Source organism: Gillisia mitskevichiae, assembly GCF_003634585.1.
In the GTDB taxonomy this organism is placed as follows: Bacteria; Bacteroidota; Bacteroidia; order Flavobacteriales; family Flavobacteriaceae; genus Gillisia; species Gillisia mitskevichiae.
Window position 1 is genome coordinate 1051871 of sequence record NZ_RBLG01000002.1, and the last position, 17013, is coordinate 1068883.

Annotated in this window: 15 protein-coding genes and 1 other RNA gene; 11 read left to right on the top strand and 5 right to left on the bottom strand. The window is 33.2% G+C overall.

Annotated features, from left to right (window positions below):
- The first annotated feature begins 198 nt into the window (after positions 1–198).
- Positions 199–882, top strand: coding sequence for a cell division ATP-binding protein FtsE (locus BC962_RS10575; RefSeq protein WP_121345957.1), 684 nt, complete (start codon positions 199–201; stop codon positions 880–882).
- 18 nt (positions 883–900) lie between these two features.
- A complete protein-coding gene (locus tag BC962_RS16375; protein ID WP_183075490.1) occupies positions 901–1077 on the top strand; it encodes a hypothetical protein in 177 nt (58 codons plus the stop codon).
- A 287-nt stretch (positions 1078–1364) separates the two neighbouring features.
- Here BC962_RS16375 and typA read toward each other — a convergent pair whose 3' ends face one another.
- Positions 1365–3164 carry a translational GTPase TypA gene (gene typA, locus BC962_RS10580; RefSeq protein WP_121345958.1) on the bottom strand — a complete coding sequence of 600 codons (1800 nt, stop codon included), beginning with the start codon at positions 3162–3164 and terminating at the stop codon, positions 1365–1367.
- Positions 3165–3421: 257 nt separating this feature from the next.
- On the opposite strand from typA, the gene BC962_RS10585 reads away from it, so the two are divergent.
- The 4 genes from BC962_RS10585 (at position 3422) to BC962_RS10600 (ending at position 5966) form a co-directional block, all read left to right on the top strand.
- On the top strand, positions 3422–3856 hold the full coding sequence (locus BC962_RS10585; RefSeq protein ID WP_121345959.1) for a hypothetical protein: 435 nt from the start codon (positions 3422–3424) through the stop codon (positions 3854–3856).
- 318 nt (positions 3857–4174) lie between these two features.
- Positions 4175–4591 carry a response regulator gene (locus BC962_RS10590; protein WP_121345960.1) on the top strand — a complete coding sequence of 139 codons (417 nt, stop codon included), beginning with the start codon at positions 4175–4177 and terminating at the stop codon, positions 4589–4591.
- Between the two features lie 327 nt (positions 4592–4918).
- Positions 4919–5239, top strand: a complete 321-nt coding sequence (locus tag BC962_RS10595; protein WP_121345961.1) for an Hpt domain-containing protein — start codon at positions 4919–4921, stop codon at positions 5237–5239.
- A gap of 10 nt (positions 5240–5249) precedes the next feature.
- Complete coding sequence (locus BC962_RS10600) at positions 5250–5966, top strand: LytR/AlgR family response regulator transcription factor (RefSeq protein WP_121345962.1); 717 nt, start codon at positions 5250–5252, stop codon at positions 5964–5966.
- 63 nt (positions 5967–6029) lie between these two features.
- Here the strand turns inward: BC962_RS10600 and BC962_RS10605 are convergent, their stop codons facing one another.
- Entirely contained in the window at positions 6030–6518 is a 489-nt protein-coding gene (locus BC962_RS10605) for a DinB family protein (protein WP_121345963.1), read from the bottom strand.
- Between the two features lie 149 nt (positions 6519–6667).
- Between BC962_RS10605 and kdsA the strand changes: the two genes are divergently transcribed.
- The 4 genes from kdsA (at position 6668) to BC962_RS10625 (ending at position 11422) form a co-directional block, all read left to right on the top strand.
- Complete coding sequence (kdsA, locus tag BC962_RS10610; protein ID WP_121345964.1) at positions 6668–7486, top strand: 3-deoxy-8-phosphooctulonate synthase; 819 nt, start codon at positions 6668–6670, stop codon at positions 7484–7486.
- A gap of 224 nt (positions 7487–7710) precedes the next feature.
- Positions 7711–8862, top strand: a complete 1152-nt coding sequence (locus BC962_RS10615) for a hypothetical protein (protein ID WP_121345965.1) — start codon at positions 7711–7713, stop codon at positions 8860–8862.
- 70 nt (positions 8863–8932) lie between these two features.
- Complete coding sequence (locus BC962_RS10620; protein WP_121345966.1) at positions 8933–10558, top strand: BCCT family transporter; 1626 nt, start codon at positions 8933–8935, stop codon at positions 10556–10558.
- A gap of 6 nt (positions 10559–10564) precedes the next feature.
- Positions 10565–11422, top strand: a complete 858-nt coding sequence (locus BC962_RS10625; protein ID WP_121345967.1) for a universal stress protein — start codon at positions 10565–10567, stop codon at positions 11420–11422.
- A gap of 75 nt (positions 11423–11497) precedes the next feature.
- On the opposite strand, the gene BC962_RS10630 is transcribed toward BC962_RS10625, so the two are convergent.
- Positions 11498–12706 (bottom strand): NAD(P)-dependent oxidoreductase, encoded by a 1209-nt coding sequence (locus tag BC962_RS10630; RefSeq protein WP_121345968.1) that lies wholly within the window; start codon positions 12704–12706, stop codon positions 11498–11500.
- 187 nt (positions 12707–12893) lie between these two features.
- Here BC962_RS10630 and ssrA point away from each other — a divergent pair.
- Positions 12894–13295: a transfer-messenger RNA gene (gene ssrA, locus BC962_RS10635) on the top strand.
- A gap of 1069 nt (positions 13296–14364) precedes the next feature.
- Here ssrA and BC962_RS10645 read toward each other — a convergent pair.
- Positions 14365–14715: a hypothetical protein gene (locus BC962_RS10645; protein WP_121345970.1), complete on the bottom strand. Its 351-nt coding sequence runs from the start codon at positions 14713–14715 to the stop codon at positions 14365–14367.
- Between the two features lie 288 nt (positions 14716–15003).
- On the bottom strand, positions 15004–16620 hold the full coding sequence (locus BC962_RS10650) for a reverse transcriptase domain-containing protein (protein ID WP_121345971.1): 1617 nt from the start codon (positions 16618–16620) through the stop codon (positions 15004–15006).
- Positions 16621–17013 lie beyond the last annotated feature (393 nt).

A 17013-nucleotide genomic window follows, 5' to 3' on the forward strand; every position in this document is an offset into this window, starting at 1 on the left:
CGCAACATCAATGTGATAATTATGTTAATATGAAAAAAAGTCTTTTGTAACATTATCAAATTCGCCAATATTCAATATTTTCTTAAAATAAAAAGCTTTGAGGAAATCTAATATGTCCTCTAAAAAGAAATATTAGAAACAGATGAAAAATGTATATTTACCAATATTTTTTAACCTACATAACCAGAATCATACCATATGTCCAACATTGTCCTAGAATTAAAAAATGCAGCAATCTACCAACGGGAAAGTTTAATTCTATCTGAAGTAGATGTAACCATCTACAAAGGGGATTTTGTGTATTTAATTGGAAAGACCGGAACCGGAAAAAGTAGTTTTATGAAAACGCTTTATGGGGATCTTCCACTAACAGAAGGAGAAGGAAGTATTGTAGATTATAATCTTAGAACTTTAAAGGAAAAGGAGATCCCATTTTTAAGAAGAAAATTGGGAGTGGTTTTTCAAGATTTTAAATTGCTGAATGATAGAAATATTCGTGAAAATTTGAATTTTGTATTAAAAGCAACCGGATGGAAAGACAAATCCTCCATGGAACGCAGGATAGATGAAGTTTTGGATAAGGTAGGAATGAAGACTAAAGGTTTTAAATTCCCTTATCAACTGTCTGGAGGAGAACAACAGCGTATTGCGATTGCCCGCGCACTTTTAAATGATCCAGAATTAATTCTTGCCGATGAACCTACAGGAAATTTAGATCCACAAACTTCTGTAGAGGTTATGGAAGTATTACAAGAAATAAGCAAAAATGGAAATACCATTTTAATGGCTACTCATGATTATGCCTTATTACTGAAATATCCTTCTAAAACGTTAAAGTGTGATGGAGAACGTGTTTTTGAGGTGGTACAGAAATCCCTATAATTCTAATTACACCAATTTATGGAAATTCAAAAAACTGGTTTCACTTTAATAGGTGTTTCCCTGATAATATTATTGGGTGTTATTCTAAAATTCTATCCTAACTATAACTGGGTATTTTACGTGATCGTATTTTTAATTATCGCTATAATCATTGCGACGATTATTGTAATTCAGAAGTATAATAAAAAGAAATAAAAGTTTTTAATTGAATGATTGATGAATCTCTGATATCAAAGAATTCTTACTTTCCCCAGATCCTGAAATATCCCGATAGCTATCGGGACAGGAAGACTTCTGCTTGGTCATTCTGAGCCTGTCGAAGAATGCATATTCTGAATACACTTAAAATAATAATTTAGCCAACGAGACCCTTCGACAATCCCGATAGCTATCGGGACAGGGTGACATTCATTTAAAACATTATATAAAACAAAAAATCCCGAACCTTTCAGTTCGGGATTTTTGTTTAATACAATAAAGTATTAATTTATTTTATTTCTCTTACGTTCATTTTCCGAAAGATAGATCTTACGTAAACGAATATGTTTTGGAGTAACCTCTACATACTCATCTTTTTGAATGTATTCTAAAGCTTCTTCTAAAGAGAATTTAATTGCCGGAACAATCTTCGCTTTATCATCTGCTCCAGAAGAACGTACGTTAGACATTTTCTTAGTCTTAGTAATATTTACAGCCATATCATCCTGACGAGAATTCTCACCGATAACCTGACCTTCATAAATATCTTCACCCGGATCTACGAAAAATTTCCCTCTATCTTGTAATTTATCTATAGAATAAGGAATTGCTTTTCCTCTTTCCATAGAAACTAAAGATCCATTCTGACGTTCTGGAATTCCACCTTTTAATGGTTGGTATTCTTTAAAACGGTGAGACATAATTGCTTCTCCTGCAGTTGCAGTAAGCAAGTTGTTTCTTAAACCAATAATTCCACGAGATGGGATCATGAATTGGATAGTCATACGGTCACCTTTAGCTTCCATACTTGTCATCTCTCCTTTTCTCATAGAAACCATTTCCACAGCTTTTCCAGAAACAGTTTCTGGAAGATCTATAGTCATTTCTTCTACTGGCTCACATTTAACACCATCAATTTCCTTGATGATAACTTGTGGCTGACCAATTTGAAGTTCGTACCCTTCTCTTCTCATTGTTTCAATAAGAACAGACAAGTGAAGTACTCCACGACCAAATACCATAAATTTATCGGCACTATCTGTAGGTTCAACTTTTAGCGCAAGGTTCTTTTCAAGTTCCTTAGCCAAACGTTCTCTAATATGTCTAGAAGTTACAAATTTACCATCCTGCCCGAAGAATGGAGAATCGTTAATTGTAAAAAGCATACTCATGGTAGGCTCATCGATAGCAATAGTTTTTAATCCTTCTGGATTTTCAAGATCGGCAACGGTATCACCAATTTCAAATCCTTCTAGACCAACAATAGCACAAATATCTCCTGCTACAACTTCGTCTATCTTTCTTCTTCCTAATCCTTCAAAAGTATGAAGCTCTTTAATCTTGGTTTTCTTGATGCTTCCATCGCGCTTAACCAAAGATACAGCCATACCTTCTTTTAACTTTCCTCTTTGTAATCTTCCAATTGCAATTCGTCCTGTAAAAGATGAAAAGTCTAAAGAAGTGATCAACATTTGAGTTGTTCCTTCTTCAATTACTGGAGATTTAATATGTTCTAAAACCATATCTAATAATGGTTCGATATTTTCAGTTTGGTTTTTCCAATCGTCACTCATCCAGTTATTCTTAGCTGAACCGTAAACCGTTGGGAAATCTAGTTGCCATTCTTCAGCACCTAATTCAAACATCAAGTCGAAAACTTTCTCATGAACTTCGTCTGGAGTACAGTTTTCTTTATCAACTTTATTAATAACAACACAAGGCTTAAGACCAAGGTCGATCGCTTTCTGAAGTACAAATCTCGTTTGTGGCATTGGCCCTTCAAAAGCATCTACTAATAGAAGTACACCATCTGCCATATTTAATACTCTCTCTACTTCACCACCAAAATCGGCGTGACCAGGAGTATCAATAATATTGATTTTCGTGTCTTTGTATACTACAGAAACGTTTTTAGAAGTAATTGTAATACCACGTTCTCTTTCAAGATCGTTATTATCAAGGATAAGATCGCCAGTATTTTCGTTGTCACGAAAAAGTTGACAATGGTACATAATTTTATCAACCAAGGTGGTTTTACCGTGGTCAACGTGTGCGATAATCGCAATATTTTTAGTAGCTTTCATAATAAACGCCTCATTTTTAAGGCTGCAAAGGTACTCCTATTTTCGTCGAAAATACTATAGTTAACAAATATTCTTTAATTTAAAGGCAAAGAACCAATATTCTGGCCTACTGTCTTTTAAAATTACATATACTTAACTATTAATATCACAGAGGTATATAAAGAATGTAAACTGAAAAAAGGATATTTGGAAACATTTAATACCAGCTTCTTACAGACTCTTTAAAAGGTGATGTCTGTATTATTACAGAAATTGAAATGAATAGAATATACCTGATTTCACTAATTATTCTCCTTAACATCTCTTGTAATGGATTCGGTCCTGTTGATATGTCTATAGAAACCGAAAATTTTAAAATTTCTCAAGATGAACTCTTAGGGAAATGGAAGATGGATTCATTTTCGTATAAATATCTCTCAAGTTTCAAAAATGATAGCATTATAATTGAATTTAAAAATGATAGCACTTTTATATTAAATACTTCATCCAAATTGTTCGATAATAAAATTGACAATACAACAGTAAAAGGAACTTGGAAAATTGAAAGTTTTAAGAGAGAAAAATCAATTATATTAAACTTTAAGGATAATATTTCTAAAGAATTACAGATCTATAAAAATGATAAAGATTTTCAATTGTGGCATTTTTTATCTGATCCAGATTCTGGAGAAAGAATAAGATTTTTGCGATAAAATACTTCATGCAACAACGTTTATTGCATATAGCGGGTATTCCAGCGTATTGTGATATCTTTTATATAAACTAACAAACATCAAAGTAGATAAGAACTTGTCCCTAAGCCACGATTTGCGTTGACCAAGACCGATAATAATATATTCATTTTTAATCGCTTACAACTTCCAACTGTTCAAAAATACGATAGTATAACATAACTTTTAAATTATGTTTATTATCGATAAAATAAGGGCAGTGGGCGAATAAAACTATAATCATCCAACGAATGCCACATCTTTACATTCCCAAACTAAGATATCTATTTATAAAAAGCTATGATTGAAGATTTTAAAATCCTTTTAGTTGAAGATGATTCAATAGAAATAATGAAACTAAGAAGAACATTAACTACTTTAAAACTACCACATAAAATTATAGAGGCAGAAAATGGACAAGAAGCTATAGAGGCGCTGAAGAATAATGATTTTTCACCCAATCTAATTCTACTTGATCTCAATATGCCAAGAATGAACGGTATTGAATTTTTGAAATATTTGAAGACAGATGAAAAATTAAAACTTATCCCAACTGTTATTCTTACGACATCTGAGAATAATATGGACATCTTAAATTGTTATCGTCTTGGCATTTCAGGCTATATAATTAAACCAGCAAAGTTTGTAGAATATCAAGAAAAATTAAAAAGCTTATTTGACTACTTGAGTTATAATGAGCTGGCAAAAGCCTCATAAATAAAGGACAACAATCCCCTACATTGTTTAATTGGAGATATCTAGTAACTAAATCCCTACAATTTAGTAGCTAGTAATATCTCCTTTTTTTATTTAAAATTGTTACAGAAATTTTCCAATCTTAATATTCAATATTTCTTTTCTACTGAAGTAATCTCTAACTCTATTTGAAATTAGCCATTTTTATTCTACAGATATACATTGCATAAGTATTTCATTATTCTTGAAGTATTTTATTTGACAACAGATTAATTAGTCAAAGCGGCCTCCCATATATTAATTTTTATTAAATTTAAGCCTAATTCTCCCTACGCTTACGTTTAAAATATGCCCGAAAAGCCTTCATTAGATACTATTAAAAAAATTGCATCTGGAGATAACAAGTTCGAAAAGAGACTTTTATCAATAATAAGAAGAGAACTACCTCAAGAAATTGAACAGCTAAATAAAAATTTTGCTGCTTTTAATTATATTAAGGCTGCAGAAAACGTTCATAAATTAAACCATAAAATTAATATCTTCGGTCTCGAAGAAGGAAGCAAAACAGCAGTTAAATTCGAAAATGAATTGAGATCTGGTAACTGTGAAATGAAAAGCGAGTTTGAAGCAATATTAGAAGAAATGACACGATTTATAAATACCCTTTAACCAAATAAAAATGAATTGCATTATAGTTGATGATGAAGAACTGGCAAGAGCTATAATTCATCAGTTTGCATCCATCAATACTCATATTTCTGAAGCAAATGAATTTGATAGCGGGATCGCTGCCATTAAATATTTAAACACAAATCCTAAGGTAGATCTTATCTTTCTAGATATTCATATGCCTGGTTTTAATGGATTTGATTTTATTCAAACTATAAATAGTGAGGCTAAAATAATACTTACCACCTCCGATAAAAATTTTGCAATTCAAGCTTTTGAATATGATGCAATAGTAGATTATTTAGTAAAGCCTATAACTTTAGAAAGATTTCAAAGAGCTATACAAAAAGCACTAGATAAAAAACCAATTGAAAATATATCAGAAACAACAGATGAAATGCCAATTTCCTCTAGTAGCGACGATTTATTTGTAAATGTAGATCGAAAATTAATTAAAATAGATATTCCGACAATCCAAGTAATAGAAGCAAAAGGAGATTATATTTTAATAAAAACAGAGCAAAAGAATTACACAGTTCATTCAACATTAAAAAAGATCGAGGATCGTATTCAAAGAGATTATTTTTTAAAAATACATAGATCTTATATTATAAACCTGAAGGAAATAGTAGATATTAAAGATAATAGTGTGCTAATTTCTAAGAACATTATTCCTATAAGTCGCTCTAAACGCCCAGAGTTGATGCAACGTTTAAATTTATTATAATATTATCTTCCACCCTATTCATAATAAAATGAACATCATGGTGATTTTATTATTAAGGAATAATTAAAGATCTTCATCTGCAGAAGGCCCGTAGGTTGCCGGCACAGGAATATCCAATAATCTAAAATAAACTCCTAACTGTGCACGATGATGAGGAATCTGATTTAAAACCATACTTCTTAGCACTTTTATTTTAGGCATATCCATAACCGTTTCTCCGTTCATTATCATTTTCCAGTTTTTCTGATACTCTTTATCAGACTTTTTTAAGGATGCTTCAGCCTCCGAGGCATTTTTCCTTAAAGTTTCCACCAGCTCGTCCACAGATTTAATATCAGTAGGTTTGTAATCGTCCATATTCATCTCATCCATTTCCATGGTACCGGTTATCCAACTAGGTATTTCAGCTAAATGATTACCTAATTCTCTAATGTTCATGGATTTTTTATGAGGCCTCCATTCCATTTTATCTTGAGGGATCCTTCTTAAAAATTTCTCTGTCAATGCTGCTTCTTGCTGTAATTCAGGGATCAATATTTCTTGAATATCCATGATCTGATTATTTTAAATTAGTACTCGTTAATTTACGATTTCTATAATCCATAAAATCAAATATTAAAATTTATTGAATACTTGAATTCCCGTAATTTTGCTCGCCAAGAACTTTCTATATCATTATCTTTGTCCCTTAATAGAATATCATGAAACTAGAAAGAATCCCTCAAATACAACATCTTAAGTCAAAAAACTTCTTTTTACTTGCTGGTCCATGCGCTATAGAAAGTGAAGAAATGGCATTGAGAATTGCCGAGAAAGTTTTAGAGATCACTAATAAATTAGAGATCCCTTACATTTTTAAAGGCTCTTTTAAAAAGGCAAATAGAAGTAGAATAGATAGTTTTACTGGGATCGGGGACGAAAAGGCATTAAAGATATTAAGAAAGGTATCCGAAACTTTCAAAGTGCCAACTGTAACAGATATTCATGAAATTAGCGATGCGGCAATGGCAGCAGAATATGTAGATATATTACAAATTCCTGCCTTCCTTGTTAGACAAACAGATCTTGTTGTAGCAGCAGCCAACACCGGCAAAGTGGTAAATCTAAAAAAAGGACAATTTATGAGTCCTGAAAGCATGAAACATGCGGTGACCAAGGTAACCGATTGCAATAATGAACAGGTAATGATCACAGACAGAGGGACTATGTTTGGTTATCAAGATATGATTGTAGACTTTAGAGGTATTCCAACTATGAGGGAGTATGCGCCTACTGTTCTAGATGTTACACATTCTCTACAACAACCTAATCAGAGTAGTGGAGTTACGGGTGGAAGACCAGATATGATAGAAACCATCGCTAGAGCCGGAATTGTAAATAATGTGGATGGTTTATTTATAGAAACTCATTTTGATCCTGCTAATGCAAAAAGTGATGGTGCGAATATGTTAGACCTAAAATATCTTGAGAAATTACTTACCAATCTTACTGCAATTAGAAAAACGGTAAACACACTATAATCAAACCTATTTTATAAATAAAACTCTTGCTTTAGGTAAGAGTTTTATTGTTTTATATAAGTAGATATCAGCATAAACCCTCGTTAGATATCTATAGTTTTCATATATTAATTTGTTATAGCTTTCCTAAATAGGCCTGAAAACCATTATTGAAGTCGTAAATTACCAAACTTGGGATTTTCCCCTTTCAATCCGAAATATTTAGTAACCTCTTAATTCCCTACATGATAGATAACATTACTCATTTATTATTTTCAAAAAAATTTTACCTCCTATTATTAAGCTTATGCTTTATAATTCCTGCCACTGCTCAAGACTCACTACAATTAAAAGTAGGAGGAGCATTACGCTTTAACTACAACTTATCTTCCTGGAAAGATGGGCAAAAAAAACGCGGAGGAGATTTTGGTTATGACATGTTTAGAGTGAATGCCGAAGCTGCTTATAAAGGAGTCTTTCTTAATGCTGAATATCGTTTATATTCAGATGGCTTTGGAGGAGGATTTTTAAAACAAGGCTGGGTAGGTTATAAATTCAATGAATTAGATCAACTTCATATTGGTCTTACCCAAGTTCCCTTCGGAATTCAGCAATACAACTCACATAATTGGTTTTTTAATCTTACTTATTACGTAGGGATGGAAGATGATCACGATATGGGAGTAAAATACATGCATATTGGAGATACATTTGAATACCAATTGGCATTCTTCAAAAATGCTGAAGAATTAAAATTTGGTAATAATACTGAAAGTTCTCCCAATAGATATTCCTATGATGTTACTGGGCGTAATAAAGAAATAAACCAATTCAACGGTAAATTTATTTATAAGTTTGGAAATGAGGCAGCGCATAGGCTTGGTTTTTCTGCTGAATATGGGAAGCTTTACAACTTAGATACTGAAGATCTTGGAGATCACTCTGCACTTGCAGCCCATTATGAGTTTACCAAAGGAAAGTGGAATGCAAAAGCACAATTTATTACTGCTACTCATGATCCTGCAAATGCTGAAGGAGAACCCAGAGATGTGGTAGTAATGGCTGCATATGGTGCTCCTTATGAAGTTGCCGCTCATTTCAACTTGTATTCTCTTGCCGTTTCCAGAAATATCCCGGTGGAATGGGGCCCAATTTCAAACCTACAATTCTATAATGATTTTGGTTACATGCAGAAGAAAACTAAAGGTTTTGAGGACACCTACATGAATGTTACAGGAGTTCTAGTAAGCGCCGGAAATGTATATACTTATGTAGATTATGCGGCCGGATACAACCATTCTTGGTTAGGGGGAAATTTTGTTGACGATTTCTCTAAGGGAAACCCTGATGCTAAATGGGAAGCTAGATTCAATATTAATATTGGTTATTACTTTTAAAAACCAACTTGTTACTTATAGAATTGAAGTTCTATTACAACTAATTACCATCAACTAAACAATCTATTTTATGGCTAAGAAAATTATAAGAAGTGATGAAAGAAAATCCATTTTTGGCTTAGAAGTAAACGGCCCTGTCTTTTTCACCTCAGCAATTATCATCATCCTAATAATTACTTTCACCTTGCTTTTTAAGGAGCAGGCAGAAGAATATTTTACTGCTACACAAAATTTTGTAGCTAACAAAGCAGGATGGTTCTTCATATTAAGTGTGAACCTATTTTTAATATTCATGGTCTATCTGGCCTTTAGTAAATTTGGGCAGCTAAGAATTGGAGGGCAATCTGCCAAACCAGAGTTTAAAACCATGTCCTGGTTCGCGATGCTATTTAGTGCGGGAATGGGGATTGGATTATTGTTTTGGAGTATTTCTGAACCTATCTATCATTTTCTAAGTCCTCCGATGGCAGAAGGCGGAACCGCCGAAGCAGCCAAGGAAGCTATGAAATTCACCTTTTTACACTGGGGATTCCACGCTTGGGCAGTATATGCCTTAGTTGGATTATCCTTGGCGTATTTCACTTATTCCCGTGGTTTACCTCTAACTATCAGATCGATCTTTTATCCTTTTTTAGGAGATAGAATATATGGTAAAATTGGAGATGCCATAGATATATTTGCAGTACTAGCCACTTTATTTGGTCTTGCCACTTCCTTAGGAATGGGAGTACAACAAATAGCAGCAGGATTAAATCACCTCTTCGGAATCGATAGCGGGGTACAAACTCAAATACTTTTAATTGCCGGAATAACTTTGATTGCAACTATTTCTGTTGTTTTAGGAGTAGATAAAGGAGTAAGAGTTTTAAGTGAATGGAATATGAGAGTTGCGGTTTTCTTTCTTCTCATTGTTTTAATTCTAGGACCAACTATCTTTATTTTTAAATCTTTTGTGCAAAATACCGGGAATTATTTCTCTGGTTTTCTTGAAATCGCAACTTGGACAGAAAGTTATACCGGTTCTAATTGGCAAAATGCTTGGACTGTATTTTACTGGGGCTGGTGGATCGCCTGGTCTCCTTTTGTAGGAATGTTTATTGCTCGTATTTCTAAAGGGCGTACCGTACGAGAATTCATTTTAGGAGTTTTATTAGTTCCATCGATTGTAACTTTCTTTTGGATCTCTGCATTTGGAAGTACCGCAATACACGAGGCACTTCTTGGAAACGATACAATCGTAAATGCAGTGAATGATAATGTTGCCACTGCCCTATTTGTGTTTTTAGAAGATTATCCTTTCGCATTTATTCTTAACATTATTGCTATAATTTTAATAGCAGGATTCTTTATTACCTCTTCAGATTCTGGATCTTTGGTAGTAGATAACTTAACTTCTGGTGGTAAGATAGACGCTCCCGTAGGTCAAAGGATCTTTTGGGCGATTGCTGAAGGTAGTGTAGCGGCTGTTCTATTAATAGGTGGTGGCTTACAGGCACTCCAGACCGCAACCATAGTTACAGGCTTGCCCTTTGCAGTGATTCTCATAATCATGTGCTTCTCACTATATAAAGGTTTAAGTGAAGATCTGAAGAAACTACAAAAAAAGGAATCTCAGAAGGAACTCGAAAATTATGAAGAAATAGTTTCCGACATCGTGAAGAAGAGAAATATAAATCAGCAAAACACATTAAAATAGTCCAATATGTACAATATTAAAAACATTCTGGTTGCACTCGATTTATCTGATATTGATGACACTTTAATAAATTATGCTTCATTTATTGCTGAAAGTCTTAAAGCAGATAAAGTATATTTTGTGCATAATATTAAGAAATATGAAATTTCAGCCTTGTTCGATGAACAGCTGAAGGATCTAAATCTAGATGAAATAATAGGGGACGAATTAAATGAAAAAGTGGAAGAGAAATTTAAAGCTCCCGTAGACTGGGAAGTTCTTATTTCAGAAGATCCCTATTCAGAATCTCTTATTAATTATATCGTTAATAAATACGAAATTCAACTTGCCATCATTGGTAACAAGAATAAAGTTAGAGGCTCAGGAGTTGTAAGCGGGAAATTACTCCGTATGCTTAAATGCAATATCTTATCTATCCCAAAAAACGCAAAACCGGAGATCACAAATATTTGGGCAGGAGCAGATTTTTCTAACGCTTCTAAAAAAGTTTTCGAACTCACAGAAGTATTACAAAATTGTACAAATGCCCAGGCGAAAGCAGTGCATGTTTATAATATGCCAGTTCAATTCTCTCCATATATTCCCAAAGATAATCTTGATCTCAAAATTGAAAAACATTTGAAAGAACGCTATGATAAGTTTGTAAAAAAACTCCATTTAAATAGGGTATTAGAAATTGAGATCATTCCTGGAAGAGATACTGGAGTTGCTGAAAAATTACAAATAAAAGCACAAAATTCTAAAGTGGATTTAATTGTTTTAGGAGATAAAGGTGGAAATACTTTTTCTTCTCTTTTAGTAGGTAGTGTAACCGAGGAAATATTCAATCAAGATCTAGATGTGCCACTCTGGATCACAAAATAATTATAATCTATTATATATTGAAAAAGCTTGAAACTAAATGTTCCAAGCTTTTTCTCTTTTTATTAATTCTCAAACCTATTCTTTCCCGTCTACATAATCTTGTAGATACTTGAATCTTATGGTGAGTTTTCCGCCTTCAGTCATTTTAGCACGCTTCAAGATCCCATCTTTATCTCCATTAAAAAATGCGGGAATTACATGCTCCATAAACATTTCCCCAAATCCTTCACTTGCATCTTTAGGCAACTCGCAAGGCAAATTATCTACTGCCATAACAGTAATGGCTCCCTTTTCTCTGAAATCTGTTTCTTTTCCAGTTTTAGGATTATATCCATAAATAGGATCTGCAATTGTAGATGATCTTATGGTGCTTGCAATAGGAATACCTATATCGCATGAAATGTCTGCAACCAATTTGATCTTGAATTCAGGTGAATTTGCCTGTTCTTGAGTAAAAAATATGGGTGCTCCATCTCCATAGAAATGTCCTGAAATGAACATATCGCTCACCTTTGCAAATCTCATAAAGTTGGATTTGTATTCTTCGGGGTGTTTATAGAAATGCCTATTTGTAGTATTCTTTCCGCTGCTATGAATATTATAATCTCGTACGTCTATTAAACAATAAACAGGCTCGTGGAATTCATTCTCCAAGTATTCTGAAACAGGTACTTGTTTGATTTTTAAATGATCTAATATTTCCTTAGCTCCGTGGGCAACTTTTCCTGAGCCGGTAAGCACTATTTTAATATTTGGGATTTTAATCTTATCTAACTCCTTCATTACAGATTTTAGATCTGGCAAAGATTCTACTTTAGGTAGCTCATAAAAAGAATCTCTTAATCCTAAAGCACGAAATCCATTATAAGCACCTACCAAACCTGCATATCTACCAAAACCAATTAATCTATGTCCATTCTCCTTAACAATAACCTCATGATCTAATAATTCTATATTATTCTTTAAAATAGCCCTTAAGAGTTCTCTATTATAAGGTTGTTTTTTTATGGTATGAGAAAAGAAGAAATACTTTTTGTTAGGTATTAAATTAGCAATTGGCACTTCCTTCACTCCAAGCAAAACATCGCAATCTGAAATATCTTGAGATACTTCAAATCCTGCATCTTCATATTCCGAATCTTTAAATACTCTAAGATCTGAGGCTTCAACTTTAAAACTTGCTTCTGGAAAATTTTGAACGATCTCTTGTAATTTTTGAGGAGAAAAAACAACTCTTCTATCTGGTGGAGTTTTACGCTCTTTGATTAAAGCAAATTTTATCATAGACTGGTATATTTTTTGCAGATTATTCTGTGTGTTCCAAAGATATAAATTTTAATCTGTATCTTTGCAGCCGCGTTAGGGATAGAAGTGAAAATCCCAGTTTAATTTTTTTTTGAAATTAAACTGGATTGAAGCGGATAGCCCGGTCCCGCAGATGCGGGAAACGCACAAAAGTTCATTATTTTATGGGGTCGACTTGGATTTGACAGCGAGTCTAATTGGATAGTAAGCACGTCGAGCGCTGAGATATAGCTCGTAAATCTCATATTTCACACTTTTTTAAACGGCGAGAATAACTACGCCTTGGCTGCATAATCCGAATTACAGTAGGATTATCTTTATCCCTACCAGGTAGGGAGCCGAGATGCCTCGTGAAAGCCTTGATTTACGGCGTTCACACCAGAGGTATCGATAAAGTAAATATAGGAATTGCAGGGTCTTGATGTAATTCCGAAACTCAATTGAGAATACGTGTAAGATTGGTGGTTTTCGGCCGGTCTTGCATCGACAATTAAGTGAAAACTAAGCGTGAAGAAAGCTATGTTAATTGCTTGTTTGGACGAGGGTTCGAAACCCTCCGACTCCACCAGATAACCCGGTAAGCACTAATCTTACTGGGTTTTTTGTTTTTAGGTGACAATTTTGGTGACAAAAAATGGATTAAAAACATTACGTTATTCAAAACTCAATTCAGATATTTCTTCAAAAAATAATGTAGCAGATTTTAATTAAATCTGGCAAAAGATATTAAATCTTCTCGAAAGATATTAAATCAAATTTTAACAAGTAGCCACTCCTTATTTTTTGGTTTTAATCCTATAAAACCTATTTATATATGCAGATACAACCTTTACCGGATTTATCAACAAATAGTAAATCTTAATAACAATAGGTGTTTTTACTGGTAACAAAGAAGTAATTTTGAAATGTCTTAGTAATGGAACTATCTAGGACTGAAATAACAAAAGACCGGATTCCAGTCCGATCTTTTAGTTTTAAGCGTTCCTTCAAATTGTATCAAATGGAACAGTTAATATTTGCCATGGTAGTTCTTTATGTAATAGTTAGAGAACTGTAATTTTCAAACCACCTTGCCAAAACAAGGTGGTTTTTTTTTTCTAATATAATACAAATATAGTCTTAATGATTTAATTTAATTATTGGTCTTGAAAATCTTCGGTTTTACTTTTTAACATCGGTTAATAAGTTGATTGGAAAATAGACAATTATTCTTACGCATTCATTCGACCTATTACTTTATCTATTAGATAGGCACTCCTATTTAATCTTCCATGTTAGTCCAAGATCCTGACTTCCAAACTTCACCTTCCCATTTTACAAATAAAACCGTAGAGATCTAGATCACTTAATTCGCTAAATGGAAGTTTATAATCTTCGAAAAGTTGATGAGAGAAAGAAATATTTTTTTCGAGTGGATTTCAACGGATCTACTAACCTTTTATAGGCTACCAAGGTACTTCCTCCTCGAACATTTTCTGGACCCTATTGCATAAAATATCTTCTGGTAAATGGGAAAAGTATTTTTCACGAATTTTGGCATCTAATTTTCGACTATTCATAGGCTCACCTGAACCAAGAATTTCTAACAGTGGCATGTTGGACTCGTGGTACTTTGGTAATTCCATTTGGTATAAATTTTAATGTGTTCTAAAGCTATTATGCTTAGTGTTAAATCTTACCGAAACAAAAACTTCAAAAAGGTACAGCATTACTTCCTCTTTATGTTGAGCGAAATTGTTTTGTTCATGTGCCTCAAGGTCTTGATCGTAGAATTTAATCATGGAAATTTCACAGTTCAATAAATCATTACGTTCTGATTCAAAAGCTTCGATATATCTTTTATCTGAAGTATCTGGATATTTATTTTTTGCAATTCTATGAGCCAATGTTGCTGTTGAACTTGTACCTCCTTTTTGATGATCTAAGATTCTCTTTATCACATTTCTAGAAATTCCACAGTAAAAAGGTTCATCATCCTTTAAAAACATATAAAGTCCGGCAAAATCCTCCGTTATAGATATAGGTTGTCGATTATTGTAGTCAAAAACTTTTTGATTTAATCTGTCTATTGCTGTTACGGGTCCTACAGCTTCCAGCGTACCTTGATCGTTAGTGAAACATTTATAAGAAATTTTATTTTCTATAGGTCTCCATTACTCACGGAGCTTTTGTAATTCACAAAGAATTTAGTAAGGTTGTTTACTTTTAAATCGTTCAAACTAATAAAATAAATTTAAGAATTTTCAACTATTGCAATTTTTACAGAAACAACCGTATTACAATTTATTACCTTTTACTCTTTTTTCTCGTTCTCGTAATTTAGTTTCCGGACTCTTAATTAGGCGATGAAAATTTCTTTCAAATTTTCGAGTTTGTTTTTTGATTGTGTCTTCTCCTCCATTCAGTTCTTTCATCACATGGTTTACCTTATTAAGATAACTGAAATAATTCCCCCAATTGTAAGTCTTTTCAGGATCAGTAAGGTATTTGCCTGGATTTTTTGGATCAGGAATTCTTTTTAAAATTCGCTTACCACCGATTATGGTAAATCTTTTAATTAATTTTTGCTTAAACAATCCTTTTCCCTGGTGATGCTTCTTTCCAGCATAAAACTTCCCTCTTTTAATACTTCTTATCATACTTCGGTAATACCTTGATATTCCCTGTGTTTTTACATAAACACGCTTCCCGGTATATTCAAATCCAAGGTATTCAAGTTGATAATCTGGGTTCACTTTACCATTTTCCCCTATCAATCCGCCTTTGTAATGTCCCGAACTATGATGATATTGATAAAGCTTTGTTTTATCTGGATGAATATCTAGTTTGCAAGTGCCTGAAATAGAATCGAGCATAGCATTATGAATTTCTGCTTCCGCTTCTAAAGGACAAATCAAAATCAAATCATCACTATAACGCTGATAAAAACCCCCAACTGCCGATACCGCATCAAACATCTCTTCATCAAAAGATAACATATAAATATTTGCTAAAGTCGCACTCATAGGGCTACCTTGAGGTATTCCTTTTTCGGAAAATGTATTCTTGTGGTTTTTGTCCCCTTTAAGTCCACGTCTCTCTGAATGCACTAAATATGTATGCTTCTTAAAAAATTCTTTTTTTTCACAAAAAGCAATTACATTTTCTCTTCTGAAATTTCTAAGCTTGGCAACTTTTTTTTGTTTCCATTCTGATATGCTGGGATTATTTATTTTTTTGCGTTCTACCCATAACCTGTTATGAAAAGTATTATGAAGCTCATTTAATTTAACATAGCGTTTCTTTGTTAAAGCCCTATAAACATTGTAATGATCATCTGGCATTGAAAGCCTTCCTTTGTCATCATATTGGCTCAGAATCCTTTTCCATTGTGTGTGAAGGATTCCATGATCGAGATTATCAAAAAAGTTTGATACATCTGCAACTATTACACTAACTGGTTTACCATCAAAATCGTTGATTGCTCTAAATGCATCATGAGCAAATTCAATATTAGATTTATTGCCTTTTTTACCTTTTTCCTGTCTTATTTTTCGATAAGCTACAGAACAGTGATTATAATTTTTATGCCTAATAAACCACTCGTACATTATACTTAGATAATAACTATAATAGCTAAAAATCAATGAGTCCAAATGTGTAGCGTAGAGGATAGGTCTTTTTTTGGGGGGTTCCTTGACTTCTCTTACTCTTTTCCCAAATTCATTTTTCTCAGATCCTATTGCCCTATACTTACGCTGAATGATTTCACGCTTAATAAATGGTGTAAATCTATGTTTTCTTATTAATTCAGGATTAGTGACGTAATCAACTAGCCAGCTTCTATCCTTCGGTTTGAAGGGTAGACCAATATGTGCGTATTGCTTTAATTTAAACCAATTATCTGTAGCCATAATGAAAAAAAAGAGCTGGTCGGGACTATATTGTCGCCTGTCTTAAGACTTGGTAGTACATCGGCTTGCTACTTTATCACGCAATATAATTACGCTTATAGATAGCGTCCCTACGCTAATTAGAATACTTATTGCTATATTAATAAATATATTAACGCCACTTAACATGACAGAATTACTTATCAACAGCATATCGCAGTTCCTTGTAAGGTTGCTCTTCTCTGACCGACTAACGGGAAGAGAGAACGTACCACACTTTGGAATGTTCAATCAAACTACGGACAACCCGTAGCTGGTTGTATTCCTACTCTACAGTAAGAATACCGTAAATAAACGTACTTACCGGCTAACCAGCTCTCATGCAAATATAATTTTTTTTTATTAGTCACTTAA

What these genes read in the sequence shown, in the direction of transcription:
- kdsA (WP_121345964.1), top strand. Translation starts at nt 6,668, where the DNA reads ATGAAACTAGAAAGAATCCCTCAAATACAACATCTTAAGTCAAAAAAC.
- BC962_RS10630 (WP_121345968.1), bottom strand. Translation starts at nt 12,706, where the DNA reads ATGATAAAATTTGCTTTAATCAAAGAGCGTAAAACTCCACCAGATAGA.
- BC962_RS10605 (WP_121345963.1), bottom strand. Translation starts at nt 6,518, where the DNA reads ATGGATATTCAAGAAATATTGATCCCTGAATTACAGCAAGAAGCAGCA.
- BC962_RS10585 (WP_121345959.1), top strand. Translation starts at nt 3,422, where the DNA reads ATGAATAGAATATACCTGATTTCACTAATTATTCTCCTTAACATCTCT.
- BC962_RS10620 (WP_121345966.1), top strand. Translation starts at nt 8,933, where the DNA reads ATGGCTAAGAAAATTATAAGAAGTGATGAAAGAAAATCCATTTTTGGC.
- typA (WP_121345958.1), bottom strand. Translation starts at nt 3,164, where the DNA reads ATGAAAGCTACTAAAAATATTGCGATTATCGCACACGTTGACCACGGT.
- BC962_RS10590 (WP_121345960.1), top strand. Translation starts at nt 4,175, where the DNA reads ATGATTGAAGATTTTAAAATCCTTTTAGTTGAAGATGATTCAATAGAA.
- BC962_RS10650 (WP_121345971.1), bottom strand. Translation starts at nt 16,620, where the DNA reads ATGGCTACAGATAATTGGTTTAAATTAAAGCAATACGCACATATTGGT.
- BC962_RS10615 (WP_121345965.1), top strand. Translation starts at nt 7,711, where the DNA reads ATGATAGATAACATTACTCATTTATTATTTTCAAAAAAATTTTACCTC.
- BC962_RS16375 (WP_183075490.1), top strand. Translation starts at nt 901, where the DNA reads ATGGAAATTCAAAAAACTGGTTTCACTTTAATAGGTGTTTCCCTGATA.
- BC962_RS10595 (WP_121345961.1), top strand. Translation starts at nt 4,919, where the DNA reads ATGCCCGAAAAGCCTTCATTAGATACTATTAAAAAAATTGCATCTGGA.
- BC962_RS10575 (WP_121345957.1), top strand. Translation starts at nt 199, where the DNA reads ATGTCCAACATTGTCCTAGAATTAAAAAATGCAGCAATCTACCAACGG.
- BC962_RS10600 (WP_121345962.1), top strand. Translation starts at nt 5,250, where the DNA reads ATGAATTGCATTATAGTTGATGATGAAGAACTGGCAAGAGCTATAATT.
- BC962_RS10645 (WP_121345970.1), bottom strand. Translation starts at nt 14,715, where the DNA reads ATGTTTTTAAAGGATGATGAACCTTTTTACTGTGGAATTTCTAGAAAT.
- BC962_RS10625 (WP_121345967.1), top strand. Translation starts at nt 10,565, where the DNA reads ATGTACAATATTAAAAACATTCTGGTTGCACTCGATTTATCTGATATT.